Annotated in this window: 13 protein-coding genes; 10 read left to right on the forward strand and 3 right to left on the reverse strand. The window is 69.9% G+C overall.

Features of this window, described 5'->3' with window-relative positions; genetic code table 11:
* Positions 1 to 19: 19 nt before the first annotated feature.
* Positions 20 to 799 (forward strand): isocitrate lyase/PEP mutase family protein, encoded by a 780-nt coding sequence (locus IE302_RS12900; protein WP_191254681.1) that lies wholly within the window; start codon positions 20 to 22, stop codon positions 797 to 799.
* Between the two features lie 47 nt (positions 800 to 846).
* Here IE302_RS12900 and IE302_RS12905 read toward each other — a convergent pair whose 3' ends face one another.
* Entirely contained in the window at positions 847 to 1,293 is a 447-nt protein-coding gene (locus tag IE302_RS12905; RefSeq protein WP_191254682.1) for an anthrone oxygenase family protein, read from the reverse strand.
* A 90-nt stretch (positions 1,294 to 1,383) separates the two neighbouring features.
* Here IE302_RS12905 and IE302_RS12910 point away from each other — a divergent pair, with 90 nt between their 5' ends.
* The 4 genes from IE302_RS12910 to IE302_RS12925 all read left to right on the forward strand — a co-directional run bounded on the left by IE302_RS12910 (position 1,384) and on the right by IE302_RS12925 (position 5,315).
* Positions 1,384 to 1,962 (forward strand): TetR/AcrR family transcriptional regulator, encoded by a 579-nt coding sequence (locus IE302_RS12910; protein WP_191254683.1) that lies wholly within the window; start codon positions 1,384 to 1,386, stop codon positions 1,960 to 1,962.
* Between the two features lie 52 nt (positions 1,963 to 2,014).
* Positions 2,015 to 2,665 (forward strand): DUF2238 domain-containing protein, encoded by a 651-nt coding sequence (locus IE302_RS12915; RefSeq protein ID WP_191254684.1) that lies wholly within the window; start codon positions 2,015 to 2,017, stop codon positions 2,663 to 2,665.
* Between the two features lie 194 nt (positions 2,666 to 2,859).
* The gene (locus tag IE302_RS12920) at positions 2,860 to 4,257 is read left to right on the forward strand and encodes an amino acid permease (protein ID WP_191254685.1); all 1,398 of its coding nucleotides are present in this window, start codon (positions 2,860 to 2,862) and stop codon (positions 4,255 to 4,257) included.
* Positions 4,258 to 4,580: 323 nt separating this feature from the next.
* A complete protein-coding gene (locus IE302_RS12925) occupies positions 4,581 to 5,315 on the forward strand; it encodes a hypothetical protein (RefSeq protein ID WP_191254686.1) in 735 nt (244 codons plus the stop codon).
* A gap of 48 nt (positions 5,316 to 5,363) precedes the next feature.
* Here the strand turns inward: IE302_RS12925 and IE302_RS12930 are convergent, their stop codons facing one another.
* Entirely contained in the window at positions 5,364 to 5,702 is a 339-nt protein-coding gene (locus IE302_RS12930) for a YybH family protein (RefSeq protein ID WP_191254782.1), read from the reverse strand.
* A gap of 77 nt (positions 5,703 to 5,779) precedes the next feature.
* Here IE302_RS12930 and IE302_RS12935 point away from each other — a divergent pair, with 77 nt between their 5' ends.
* The 4 genes from IE302_RS12935 (at position 5,780) to IE302_RS12950 (ending at position 12,559) form a co-directional block, all read left to right on the forward strand.
* Positions 5,780 to 6,757, forward strand: a complete 978-nt coding sequence (locus IE302_RS12935) for a helix-turn-helix transcriptional regulator (protein ID WP_191254687.1) — start codon at positions 5,780 to 5,782, stop codon at positions 6,755 to 6,757.
* A gap of 45 nt (positions 6,758 to 6,802) precedes the next feature.
* Complete coding sequence (locus IE302_RS12940; RefSeq protein ID WP_191254688.1) at positions 6,803 to 9,235, forward strand: ATP-binding protein; 2,433 nt, start codon at positions 6,803 to 6,805, stop codon at positions 9,233 to 9,235.
* 35 nt (positions 9,236 to 9,270) lie between these two features.
* Entirely contained in the window at positions 9,271 to 11,958 is a 2,688-nt protein-coding gene (locus IE302_RS12945; protein WP_191254689.1) for an AAA family ATPase, read from the forward strand.
* 94 nt (positions 11,959 to 12,052) lie between these two features.
* On the forward strand, positions 12,053 to 12,559 hold the full coding sequence (locus tag IE302_RS12950; RefSeq protein WP_191254690.1) for a tetratricopeptide repeat protein: 507 nt from the start codon (positions 12,053 to 12,055) through the stop codon (positions 12,557 to 12,559).
* Between the two features lie 35 nt (positions 12,560 to 12,594).
* Here IE302_RS12950 and IE302_RS12955 read toward each other — a convergent pair whose 3' ends face one another.
* Positions 12,595 to 13,065, reverse strand: a complete 471-nt coding sequence (locus tag IE302_RS12955; RefSeq protein WP_191254691.1) for a cupin domain-containing protein — start codon at positions 13,063 to 13,065, stop codon at positions 12,595 to 12,597.
* 78 nt (positions 13,066 to 13,143) lie between these two features.
* On the opposite strand from IE302_RS12955, the gene IE302_RS12960 reads away from it, so the two are divergent.
* Complete coding sequence (locus IE302_RS12960; RefSeq protein WP_229907729.1) at positions 13,144 to 13,593, forward strand: MarR family winged helix-turn-helix transcriptional regulator; 450 nt, start codon at positions 13,144 to 13,146, stop codon at positions 13,591 to 13,593.
* The last annotated feature ends 38 nt before the right edge of the window (positions 13,594 to 13,631 follow it).

Below are 13,631 nucleotides of genomic sequence, written 5' to 3' on the forward strand. Positions count from 1 at the left end.
CAGCCTCTAGATTGAAGACATGGTTTCCATCGCCGAAAAGGCCACCCGGCTGCAAGAGCTGCACGCCGCCCCCGAACTGCTGCTCGTCGTCAACGTCTGGGACGCGATCACCGCGAAGGTCGTCGCCGAGACCCCCGGCACCCAGGCGCTCGCCACCCCGAGCCACGGCATCGCCGCCTCCCGCGGCTACCCCGACGGTGAGAAGATCCCCCGCGACGAGATGATCGCCGAGGTCGCGCTGATCGTCCGGACGGCGGGCGATCTGCCGGTCACCGCGGACCTGGAGGCGGGCTATGGCGACCCGGGCGGCACGGTCGCCCGCGCGATCGAGGTCGGCGCGGTCGGCTGCAACCTCGAAGACCAGATGAAGCCGCTGGACGAGTCGGTCAAGGCCGTCGAGGCCGCGGTCGCCGCCGCCCAGTCCGCGGGGATCGACTTCGTGCTCAACGCCCGCACGGACGCGTTCCTCCGGGCGGGTGACCGCGATCCCGAGGAGGTGCTGGCCGAGGCGATCACCCGCGGCCGCGCGTACCTCGACGCCGGCGCGTCGAACTTCTTCGTCCCCGGCAAACTCGACGAGACCCAGGTCGGCAGGCTGGTCGAGGCGCTGGGCGAGCGCAAGGTGAACCTGATCGGCGTCCCGGGCTCGATCCCGCTGGCGACCGCGCAGGAACTCGGCGTCTCCCGCGTCTCCTACGGGCCGTTCAGCCAGAACGTCGCGCTCACCGCGCTGGCGAAGCTCGCCGAGGACGTCTACGCCGGCGGCGGTCTGCCCGCCGACATGCGCAAACTGAACTGACCTCTCGTCGTCAGGCTCCGGGTGCCGCCCGGAGCCTGACGACGAGGTCAGGCGAGGGCGGCGGCCAGCAGGGCGAAGGCGGCGACGATGACGGCGACGCGGACGTAGTGGAAGCGGTCCCAGCAGTTCATCTGTTCCTTCCAGTCCTCGGGCCGGTTCTCGGGCGTCCACGTCTTGCCCCGGTTGTTGATCGGGACGAGCAGCAGCAGCGACATGATCACGCTCACCAGCAGCAGCGCGGCGGCGATGACGACGAGGCCAGTGCCGGGGTCCGCCCAGCCGGCGATCGCCCAGATCACGCAGAGCACGAGTGAGCCGATGTACCAGAACGGCATGACGGCGCCGAGCATCCGGCCGCCATGGGCGCGGCCGAGCTGACCACTGTCCTCGGGGAGCCCGTCGAGGATCGCCTTGAGGACGAAAGCGACGGCGAACTCCACCCCCACCATCAGGCCGACGACCACGACGGTGCCGACCCCGAGTGCGCTGAGCATGATGACCTTCCTCAGATCTAGTGTTGCTAGCTGTTGATGCAACGCTAGCTCTTCCGGCGCTCGCTTGTCTAGCGATGCTAGGATCCAGATATGTCGGTACAGGAACGCAAGGAGCGCGAACGGGCGGACCGCGAACGCCTCATCGTGGCGACGGCCCGGGAACTCGCCGAGCAGCAAGGCTGGGACGCGGTCACCACCCGCCGGCTCGCCGAGCGCATCGAGTACAGCCAGCCCGTCCTCTACAGCCACTTCCGCGGCAAACGCGAGATCATCGGCGCCGTCGCCCTCGAAGGCGCCGCCGAGATGGCCACGGCCCTGCGGTCCGCGACCTCCGCCGCGGACGGCCCGCGCGCCCGGGTCGCCGCCCTCGCCCGCGCCTACCTCGACTTCGCCGCCCGCAACCCGGCGGTCTACGACGCCATGTTCCAGCTCGACGGCGGCCTGGCGTTCGCACAGGACGACACCCCGGAACCGTTGAAGGACGCTTTCGCCGCGCTATTGGAGTGCCTCCAAGAAGTCGCCGGTGATGGCGTCCACCCGGGACTGTTCACCGAGGTGTTCTGGGCGGCCCTGCACGGGCTGGCGACCCTGTCCCGCGCGGGGCGGCAGCCGCCGGAGGACACCGATCGACGGACGGAGCTGCTGGTGGACCGGCTCGCCGTGCTCTGACGCACCCGCGCGAGCCCCTGCCCGCCTCGCGGCATCGCTGTAGGGTCCTCCCATGGTTCGCGGAGTCGGCCGGGTCGAAGGGACGCTGCTGGCAGGCGTGGTGCTCGCGGCGCTCGCGGTGACCGGGATCCTGGCCAAGTCGCCCGGAACCTGGCTGCTCGAAGTCGTCTGGGTCCTGATCGGACTGCCGCTGGTGGTCGCGCTGCGCGCACGCTTTCCCTTGACCCGGCTGCTCTGCTGGCTGCTGGTACTGCACGCGATCGTGCTCTGTTACGGCGGGCAGTACACCTACGCGGAGACGCCCGCCGGGGAATGGGTCCAGGACCTGCTGGGCACCCAGCGGAACAACTACGACCGATTCGCCCATGTCGTCCAAGGCTTCGTCCCCGCGATCGCCGTGCGTGAGGTGCTCCTGCGCCGGACGCCGCTGCGACCCGGTGGCTGGGTCACGTTCCTGACCGTCTGCGTCTGCCTGGCGATCTCCGCAGGTTTCGAGTTCGTGGAGTGGTTCAGCGCGCTCATCGCCGGGTCGGGTGCGGACGATTTCCTCGCCACCCAAGGAGATGTCTGGGACACCCAGTGGGACATGTTCCTCTGCCTGTGCGGGGCGGTGCTTTCCTTGCTGGTCTGGCGCCGGGTGCACGACCGGCAGCTCGCCGGGCGCGGGCAAGCGCAGGGAACGAATCGGTCCGGGTTGTCGTGAGTGGTAAGCGTTGTGAAAGCCACTTTCGCAACCTTGAAGGTTGCGAAAGTGGCTTTCACAACACCACAGTCCCGGCAGAGCCCATCGGGTCGAGTGGGTCGTGAGTGGCGATTCGGGTTAGAACACGAATCGCCACTCACGACCACCCGACCACCCTGTAAAGGGCGCCCGAGGCGGCAGATACGGTCGTCGGCATGAACCTGCGAGCCGCGGCGATGCGGCGGAAACCGGTCGCCGACCTGATCGCCGAGAGTGATCACGGCACGCTGAAGCGCTCCCTCGGTCTCAGCCAGCTGACCATGCTCAGCATCGGCGCGACCCTGGGCAGCGGGATCTTCGTCGTGCTCGGCGAAGCGGTCCCCGTCGCGGGCCCCGCGGTCGTGCTGTCGTTCGTGCTCGCCGGCGTCACCGCGCTGTTCTCGGCGCTCTCCTACGCCGAACTCGCCGGAATGATCCCGGTGTCCGGTTCGTCCTACTCCTACGCGTACGCCACCCTCGGCGAGCTCGTCGCCTGGGTCTGCGGCTGGTGCCTGGTGCTGGAGTACGGCGTCTCGGTGGCGTCGGTCGCGGTCGGCTGGGGGCAATATCTCAACGAGCTGCTGCGGCTGACGTTCGGTTTCGCCATCCCGGACGCGTTGAGCCAGCCGCCGGGTTCGGGCGGGATCGTCAACGTCCCGGCCATCGTCGTCGTCTTGCTCGCCATGGTCCTGTTGCTGTCCGGCGCGAAGGAGAGCGCGCGGGCCAACGCGATCATGGTCGTGATCAAGATCGGCACCCTGGTGCTGTTCTGCGTGATCGCGTTCACCGCCGTCCGGGCGGCGAACTTCACCCCGTTCCTGCCGCTCGGCCTGGCCGGGCTGAGCGCCGGTGGCGCGAAACTGTTCTTCTCCTACATCGGTTTCGACGCGGCCTCCACGGCGGGCGAGGAGGCGAAGAACCCGCAGCGGGACCTGCCGAGGGCGATCCTGCTCTCCCTCGCCATCGTCACCGTGCTGTACTGCCTGGTCGCCGTGGCCGCCGTCGGCGCACTGCCGTGGCAGGAGTTCGACGGTCAGGAGGCCGCGCTGTCGCACGTGCTCGGCGCCGTGTCCGCCAACCCGCTGTGGGCCGCGCTGCTCGCCGTCGGCGCGATCGTGGCGATCTCCAGCGTGGTGCTGACCGTCCTCTACGGACAGACCCGCATCCTGTTCTCGATGTCCCGTGACGGCATGGTCCCGGCGGCGTTGTCCAAAGTGGACGCGAAGACCGGGACCCCGCGGATCAACACCCTGGTGGTCTCCGGTTTCGTCGCGACGCTGGCCGCGTTCATCCCGCTCGGGAAACTGGCCGACGCCACGAGCATCGGCACCCTCTTCGCGTTCGGGCTGGTGAACGTCGCCGTCCTGCTGCTGCGACGCCGCCAGCCGGAGGCTCCCCGCTCGTTCCGCGTGCCGTTCTCCCCGGTCACGCCGATCCTCGGGGTCCTGTGCTGCGGCTACATGATGCTCAGCCTCGACGGCGCCACCTGGGTCGTCTTCGGCGGCTGGATGGCACTCGGCCTGCTGATCTACTTCGGCTACAGCATGCGCCGATCCCGGCTGGCCGCGGAATAGCCCGTTCGCCGCCATAATTCCTAGCCTGTCCAGCCGCAGTAGGGGCCGGATCATTGATGAAACGGTGACGATCAGGGGACACTGCGTTCCGACCCACGGAAAACCCCTACCGTGAACCGAGGTCCCCCATGCGCAATCGTATTACCCTACTGACCGCATGCCTCGCCCTTTCCCTCACTCAATTGACCGCCCCCGCGGCCGCCCAAGACACGACTAAAGTACGGGCGCCTATATGTTATGAAGAGCCGTCTCAACCGAAAGCCGATGTCAGTGACATAAAGGCCGCTTTCACGTCCTCGAAGTGGTTGCAGACGATCCAAGGCGTGTACAAACGGCGCTGGCCCAGCGGTGAAGGCCTCGCGATCGCCCAGGCCAAGGACAAGTACTTCAGCCAGTTCGTCACCAAGACCAGCTTCAACGGGCTCGCCGAGTCCCTCATGGTCGCGATCCACGAAGAGACCCACATGTGGGATCTGGACCCGTCGCGAACCTCGTGGGACGTCTACGTCTCCGCGTGGATCAACTCCTCCCGCAAGGCGATGAAGGTCCCGATCCACGGCGGCTTCGCCCGCCGCGAGATCCTGCCGCTGATCACGGACAATCTCACCAAGTCGATGGACGACATCTATCTGCGTGACCAGCAGCAGGGTTCGTACAAGATCCAGGGTGTCATCGCCGAACTCAACGCCGGGCTCATGGGATTGCCCGCGGCGTCCGTCGTCGCCGAGTTCATCCAGGGAATCGGCGCGAGCAACGCCAGGGACATCGTCGCCACCAACATTCGCTACCTTCAGCTCTACCTGCGCGTCGCCAAGGCGAAGTATCCCGATTACTGGGCCAAGATCAAGGGCCAGCCGGAACTGCGCGAATTCGTCCTCGTCGAATTCCTCCGCGCGGCGTATTGGCTGGATCAGTCCGAGCCCTACGCGGCCAAACTCGGCAGTGCGGACGTGGCCAAGATCGTCGCCAAGAACTACGCCCCGGAGAATGTCGCCATCATCGAGGAATTCACCGGAGCCAAGGTGAACACCGGTACGTCGAGGAACTGCACGGTCTGACGCCGTTCGCCGGTGACGGGCGCGAACTCGTCACCGGCGAACCGCTCGTCACGGCACGAACACCGGCTGGTCCAGCGCCCAGAGCCAGGACCCGTCCGGCTGACGGCGGGCGACCTCGACGGTCATCTCGCCGGTGGTCAGCGTGGACGCCGTGAGCGCCAGGTCCCCGCTCACCAGTGCCGGATGCTGCCTGCCCGGCAAGAGTTCCGGCGCGGCCGCCACGAACTCCTCGTACACCTTGCGGATCTCCGCGTGCCCGGTCGCGAGGTTGCCCGGCGGGAACGCCAGCACGGCGTCCGGTTCGTACAACGCCACCAGCCCGTCGACATCACCCGCGTTGCCGCGCTCGATGAAGAACCTGCCCAGATCGTTCGGCTCAGTGGCCACAGTCCTGCTTGTCATGAGGAGCAGCCTCTCAGCGAATACACGACATCCTGTGTCGTGTATTCCGTTAGAGTTTTCGCATGCGCGCCGACCGGCTGGTCTCCCTGGTGCTGCTGCTGCGCCACCGCGGCCGGTTGTCCGCCGCCACGCTGGCGCGCGAGCTGGAGGTCTCCACCCGCACCGTGCTGCGCGACATCGAGGCGCTGTCCGCGGCGGGCGTCCCGGTCTACGCCGAACGCGGCAGGCACGGCGGTTTCGCGTTGCTGCCCGGTTTCCAGACCGAGCTCACCGGGCTGAATCACGACGAGGCCCTCGCCCTGCTGATCACCGGGTCGCGGCGCGGCGCGCAGGCGTTCGGCCTCGGTTCGGCACTCGCTTCCGCGATGCTCAAGGTGGTCGACGCCCTGCCCGAAACCCAGCGTGACACCGCGGCGGGCGCGGCCCGGCGCCTGCTCGTCGACCCGGAGATCGACCTCCTCTCGCGCCGGGTGACCGCCGAGGAGGTGCCCGACACCATCGTGGCCGAGGTCCGGCGCGCGGTCTTCTCCGGACACAAGCTGCGCATCCACTACGCGGCCGCGGGCCGGAAGCCGCAGTGGCGCACGGTGGACCCGATCGGCCTGGTCACCGTCCGGGACCAGGGCTATCTGCTGGCCACGCGATCCGGTGAAGACCGCACCTACCGGCTGTCCCGGCTACGGGCAGCCGAGGAACTCCCCGAACCCGCGCAGCGGGCGGACCGGGTCGACCTGGACCGGGCCTGGCAGGAGCGCAGCACGCGGTTCCGGACCGGCGGTGACCAGGTCACGGTGCTCGCCCGGGTGAACCCGGCGCGACGGGACGAGCTGGCAGGCACCGCGCTGGCCGTCGTCGCCGAAGAAACCGGCGCGGACGGATGGCTGAGGATCGAGGTGACCTTCCAGGACGCGCGCCACGCGGAATGGGCGTTGTGGCAGCTCGCCTCGGACGCGGAAGCCCTGGCACCGCAATGGTTGCGCGCCTCGCTGGGTGACCGCGCCGGCACGATCCTCACCCGCTACGGAGCCCGGCCGGAGTGATCGCTGTCATCGGAGCGATCCCGGGATGCGTGGATAATCCGGCCCATGACGAACGCCGCCCCGAGAGGGGCAGCCACGACTTTCAAGGCGCTGCTGAAGGGTTACCGCGTTCGTGCGAACCTCACGCAGGAGGAGCTCGCCGAGGGATCCGGGGTGAGTGTCCGGGCCATCAGCGACATGGAGCGCGGGGTCGCCAAGAGTCCCCAGCGGCGGACGATCGAAGCGCTCGCCGCGTCGCTGTCCTTGACCGACGAAGAGCTGACCACCCTGCAGAAGGTCGCGAGGCAGGGGCGCGCCCGGCCGGTCGCCGCGCCCGCGCCCACCGGGATCTACGGATCACCGCTGATCGGTGTCCTGCCGACCGACGTCGACGACCTCACCGGACGCGAACGTGATCTCGACGCGTTGCGCGCCCTTTCCGCCGATCTGCGCGGCGGCCGCCGCCGGTCGGGCCGGGTCGCGATCCTGAGCGGGCCGCCCGGTACCGGCAAGACCACCCTCGCCGTCCGCGCGGCGCACGATCTCGCCGAGGACTTCCCCGACGGCAGGCTGTTCCTGAAGCTGCGCGGGATGTCCGCCGAACCGGCGACGGCGGCGGACGTGCTGCATCTGATCCTGCGCTCGCTGGGCGTCGACGCCGTCCGCATCCCCGCCGACCCGGAGGACCGGTCGAGTCTGTGCCGCTCGCTCCTGCGGGACCGGGCCGCCCTGATCGTCCTCGACGACGCGGCCGACGAAGCCCAGATCCGCCCGCTCCTGGTCGGCGGGCCCCGCTGTCTCACCCTGATCACCGGCCGCCAGATGCTGGTGGGACTCGAAGGAGCGAGCCGTCTCCCCCTCGACGTCTTCGACGAGGACGACGCGCTCGCCCTGCTGTCGTCCATCGCCGGGGCGTGCCGGGTCGCGCGGGAGCGGCAGGCGGCGCTCGAACTGGTCGAGCTGTGCGGGCGGCTGCCGCTGGCGCTGCGCATCGCGGGCAACCGGCTGGCGAGCCGCCCCACTTGGCCGCTGACCCGCCTGGTGGATCAGCTTCGCGACCGCAGCAGGCGGCTGACCACGCTGACCGCCGGCGATCTCGACATGCGCAGTGTGTTCGAACTGTCGTACCGCCAGCTCAGCCCGAACGCCGCCACGGTGTTCCGGCGGCTCTCGCTCGTCCCGGCCGCGGATTTCTCCGTCGGGGCCGCGATGACGCTCGTCGAAGCCGCCGACGAGGACGACGCCGCCGTCTTCCTGGAGGAACTGGCCGACGCGAGCCTGCTGCAGACGTCGCCGGAGAACGGCCGGTACCAGTTCCACGATCTCCTGCGGGTCTTCGCGACCGAACGGCTCGCCCGGGAGGAAGCCCCCGAAGTCGTCGAAGCCGCGGAGAACCGGCTGGCGAGCTGGCTGGTGCGCACCGCGACCGCGGCGGGCCGGTACTTCCATCCGACCGACGGGGTGAGCCCGCTCCCGGTCGCGACACCGTCGTTCGGCGATCACGCCAGGGCGGGCCGATGGCTGGAGGCCGAGCTGAAGAACTGGCTCGCCGCGGTCAAGAGCGTCGCCGCCCGGGGCGACCACCGGCCGGTCCTCGACCTCGCCGAGTCCATGCACTGGTACTCGGAGATCGGCGGGACGGCGAGCACCTGGTACGCCGTGTTCGCGCTCGCCGTGGACTCGGCCGTCGCGATCGGCAGCAAACGGGACGAGTCCGTCCACCTGAACTACCTGGCCTGGGTGCAGGCTTCCCTGGGCGATCAGGCGGAAGAATCCGTCAAGACGGCCCGGCGGGCCTGGGACGCCGCCGAAGAGGCGGGCGACCGGCGCGAACAGGGCTGGGCGCGGGTGTACCTGACCAGCGCCCAGGACCGCGACACCAGTCTCACCACATCGCCCGAGTTGTTCGACGAGGCGGCGCGCCTGTTCGAGGAAGCGGGCTATCCGCTCGGGGTCCATGTGGCGCGGACGATGCGGGCCTCGTACTGGCACCGGAACGGCCGGTTCGACGACGCCGCCGCGGAATTCGACGCGTGTGTCCGCTACTTCGCGCAGGAGCACGGCGGCTCGCGCACCCCGGTGGACGACACCAACTACGCGTACGTCCTGCTGCGCTCGGCCCGGAACCTGGCCGCGCTCGACTCGATCGACAGGGCGCTTTCCCACTGTGAAACGGCACTCGATCTGTTCCGCCGCCACGGCGCGGGCATGGGCCAGGCCCGCGCCCTGCAGGAATCCGGGAAGTTCCTGCGCCGCCAGGGCGAGCACGCGAACGCGCACCGCCGGTTGACCGAGGCCGAGGAGGTCTACGAACGCATCGGGCTGACGCAGGCCCAGATCGACACGGTGTGCGACCGGGCCGCCGTGGCCGAGGAGATGGGCGATCCGGCGTCGGCACGCGAAGACCGGGAACGCGCGCTGGGCCTCTGCGACCGGCTCGGCCGGTCCGAAGGCGGCAAACTCCGGGAGAAACTGGCCGACCGCCTCAACGCCTCCTAGACCTTTGGTTCCTTCGCCTCGCTAGGGTTCGGACCATGCCCACGACGTCTCCGCGTCCGCTCGTCGGCAGGACGGACGAGATCGATCGGCTTCTCGCCCTCGTCCGCGCCGCGGGTCAGGGCGAGGGTGGTGTGCTCGTGCTCCGCGGTGAGCCGGGCATCGGCAAGAGCGCGCTGCTGGACCACGTCGAGCACGCGGCCCCGGAGGGCTTTCAGCTCATCCGCGCGTCCGGGTCGGAGTTCGAGGGCGAGCTGCCGTTCGCGGCACTGCATCAGCTCTGCGTGCCGGCGCTGGCGCGTCTCGACACGCTGTCGGCTCCCTACCGAGACTCCCTCCTCGTCGCTTTCGGGCTGGCCGACGGCGCGCCGGACCCCTTCCGGGTCGGCCTCGCCGCCCTGGAACTGCTGGCGAACGCGGCGGCGGAACGTCCGCTGCTGTGCTTGGTCGACGACGCGCATTGGCTGGACACCGCGTCGGCGCGGGCGTTGACGTTCCTGGCGAGGCGCGTCGCGGCCGAGCCGATCGCGATGGTGTTCGCGGCCCGTGACCAGGATCCGCTCCGCGGGCTGGACGAACTGCCCGGACTGACGGTCACCGGCCTGAGCGACACGCAGGCGCGCGCCCTGCTGGCCGGGGAGAAGACCGTGACGCTGGACGAGCGGGTGCGTGATCGCCTGCTCGCCGAGGCACGCGGGAACCCGCTGGCCCTGATCGAGCTGCCGAAGGCGGGTGGTTTCGCGCCACCGGTGCCGTCGCCGATCGCGAGCCGGATCGAGCGGAGTTTCGGGGCCAGGATGGCGGAACTGCCCCGGGACGCCCGGGAGCTGCTGATCCTCGCGAGCGCCGATCCCACCGGCGACCCGGGTCTGGTGTGGGCGGCCGCCCGGCGGCTGGCCATCGACGTGCCCGCCGCGAGCGCCGCCGCCGAGGCGTCCGGGCTGATCCTGTTCGGCACGCGGGCGCGCTTCTGCCATCCGCTGGCGCGGTCGGCCGCCTATCGCGCGGCGGAACCGGAGCGGCGGCAGGCGGCGCATCGGGCGCTGGCCGAGGTCACCGATCCGGACTCGGCCGGGGACCGGCGGGCTTGGCATCGGGCGCAGGCCACGACCGGACCGGACGAACAGGTCGCGGCGGAGCTGGAACTGTCGGCGTCCCGGGCGCAGGCCCGTGGTGGCGTCGCGGCCGCCGCCGCGTTCCTCGAACGCGCGGCGGCGCTGTCGCTCGACCCCGGCCGTCAGATCGAGCGCACGCTCGCGGCCGCGCGGACGACGCTCGAAGCGGGCGGGACGGACGCGGCGGCGGATCTGCTGGCCAGCGTCGACACCGGCAAACTGGACGTTCCCCAGCACGCCGCCGTCGACCTGCTGCGCGGGCGGATCGCTTTCGTCCAGGGCGCGGACGGGGCCGTGCGGGGACCGGAACTCATCCTGAGGGCCGCGCAACGGCTCGCGGACGTCGACCCGGAACGGTCGCGCGAGTGCTTCATCGCGGCGCTGGAAATGGGGCTCGTCGTCGGCCGGGCCGCAGGGGTACTGGACCGGGTGCTCGACGCGGCCCGCTCGGCACCGGCGGCGTCGAGCCCACCGGATCTCCTCGACGCGCTGGTGCGGTTGACCGCCGAAGGGCACCACGCCGGTTTGCCGTCGCTTCGCCAGGTCCTCACCGGCGACGACGCCGGCTGGACCCGGACACCTGCCCTGGCCACCATGCTCGCCGGTGAACTGTGGGACATCGACCTGCACGCGACGATCGTCGACTGGCTGGTGCGGGCCGGGCGGGACACGGGCGCGCCGATGACCATCCGGCTCGGGCTGTCGCAGGTGGCGCTGCACGCGGTGCTCACCGGGGACTTCGGGCGGGCGATGGCCGCGATCGCCGAGGAGGAAGCGATCGCCGACGCCCTCGGCGATCCGCCGCAGCTCTACCCGCGAGTGCACCTCGCGGCGCTGCGCGGGCGCCGTCAGGAGGTGCTCGACCTGTCCGCCGAGGCGACGAACCGGGGCAACGGCCAGCTGACCGCGAACACCCACTGGGCGACCGCCGTGCTGTACAACGGCCTCGCCGAGTATCCGGCCGCGCTCGCCGCGGCGACGCGAGCCGTGGCGAGCGGTGACCTCTTCCTCGCCGGAATCGCGCTGCCCGAACTGGTCGAAGCCGCGGTCCGCTGCGGGGAGGACGCCGTCGCCCGATCCGCGCTGGACTCCTTGGCCGAGCGCACGGAGCCCGCGGGAACTCGGTTCGCCCTCGGGGTGCTGGCGGGCACGCGGGCGCTGGTCAGCGACGCGGAAGACGACTACCTGGAGGCGCTCGAACACCTGCGGAGCGGCCCGCTCGCGGCGCACCTCGCGCGGGAACACCTGCGGTACGGGGAATGGCTGCGCCGCGCGGGCCGCCGTCGCGACGCACGCGAACACCTGCGCACCGCGCACGAACAGCTGTCGAAGATCGGGCTGGAAGCGTTCACCCGGCGGGCCGCCGACGAGCTGCGCGCGACCGGGGAAGTGGCGCGCAGCCGCTCCGAACACTCCTACGACCACCTGACCATGCAGGAGATGCACATCGCGCGCCAGGTCGCGGCGGGTGCGACGTCGAAAGAGGTGGCGACGCGCCTGTTCGTCAGCCCCCGCACGGTGGACGCCCACCTCCGCAACATCTTCCGCAAACTCGGGATCACCTCGCGCAGGCAGCTCAGGGACATGCCCGACCTCGGTGCCGTGGGCTAACCCTTCCACGTCCGTCCATTTCGGACAGTCGATCCTCGTCGCCGGGATCCGGGTACTCTCGAATCGAGGGTTTCTCGGCATCAGGGGAGGCAGCATGTCGGAGAACGATTCGATCCCGGCGCGCCGGAGCGCCATCGCTCTCGTCACGAGCCAGTTCGGCGCGGAGCACCGGAAGACACTGAACGCCCGGAACCTCCTCGGCTTCGCCCTGCACCGGGCGGGCCGGATGGAGGAGGCCGAACGCGAATTGCGCGCCGCGAAGGACGACTGCTCCCGCGTTCTCGGTGCGACCGACCCGGAAACCCTGTTCAGCCAAAGCCTGCTGGCCTACCTCTTGCTCGACTCAGGCAACGTCCGCGAGGCGGTGCACCAGCAACGCGCGCTGGTCGAGGCTTCGGTGACCGCTCGCGGCGAGCACCATCCGATCACCCTCGGCCTCCGTGTGAATCGCGGCGTGATGCTCTACCACCTCGGCGAACGGGCAGCCGCCGAACGAGAACAGCGCTCCACCCTGGAACTCTGCGAGCGGATCCTCGGGGCCCGGCACCCCGCGACCACCAGTTGCCACAGCAGCCTGCGAACGATCCGCGAGGCCTCTTGAGGAGCCGTGCGAATACAGGCGCGTGATCCACGAAATCACGTGAGCGCGCCGTCCCATTCCGGCGCGTCGACGAAGTGGACGTCATACCGTTCGTGCATGCGCTCGACCTCCTCCGCCGAGACGTCGCCGCGCAGAACATCGGGCAGGACGCGAAAGTAGCCGAACCGGTCGACGCCCGGCGCCACCGTGATGAGGACGTCCGCCGCGATGTCCGGCGGCGCGGCGAAAGCGTGCCGGACACCCGGCGGGATCACCACGTAACCGCCGCGTTCGACCGTGACGATCTCGGCACCCACCAACATCCGCAGAGCGCCGTCGAGCACGTAAAAGGCCTCCGCGGATTTTTCGTGATAGTGCGGTTTCGTACCGGATTCCCCAGCCTGCAAGGAAAGCCGGTTCGCACCGAGAAACCCGCCCGTGTGCTCGCCGTCGGCCAGCAACCACAACGCGGGCTTCTCGACGACCTCCGCGTCCTTCTCCTGCATCACCCAGGCTTCGTTCGTCATCACGATCCCATCTAGTTGAAGTCTTCAACCAAAGCTAGACCGAAGTGGTTGAGGGCGTCAACTGTTACCGTGGGCACCGTGACCAACTGGCTCGACACCGATCAGCAACGCGACTGGCGTGCGTTCATCGAAGGATCCGTCCGGTTCGTCGACCTGCTCGACCGGCGATTGCGCGAGCAGCACGGGCTTTCCCTGGCGGAGTACGAACTCCTGGTGCGGCTGTCCGAAGCCGACGGTGGCTCGATGCGCATGGCGGACCTCGCGAAATCGGCGTACTACTCGCGCAGCCGGCTCTCACACCGCGTCAACGGGCTGGAGGTGCGCGGCCTGGTCCAGCGGGAGTCGACCACCGACGACGGCCGCGGCGTGCGCGCCCGGCTCACCGACGAAGGGCACGAGACCCTGCGCCGTGCGGCGCCGGACAACCTCCGCACCGTCCGCGCGCACTTCGTGGACGTCATCGAACCGGAGGACCTGCGGGCGGTCGGCCGCGCCATGCGCGCCGTCTCCGACCAGCTCGATCAGTAGTTCTGGCCGCGGCCGATGGCAGGCCCTGTCCGTGAAGG

The sequence above is a fragment of the Amycolatopsis oliviviridis genome, from assembly GCF_014654365.1.
Taxonomy (GTDB): domain Bacteria; phylum Actinomycetota; class Actinomycetes; order Mycobacteriales; family Pseudonocardiaceae; genus Amycolatopsis; species Amycolatopsis oliviviridis.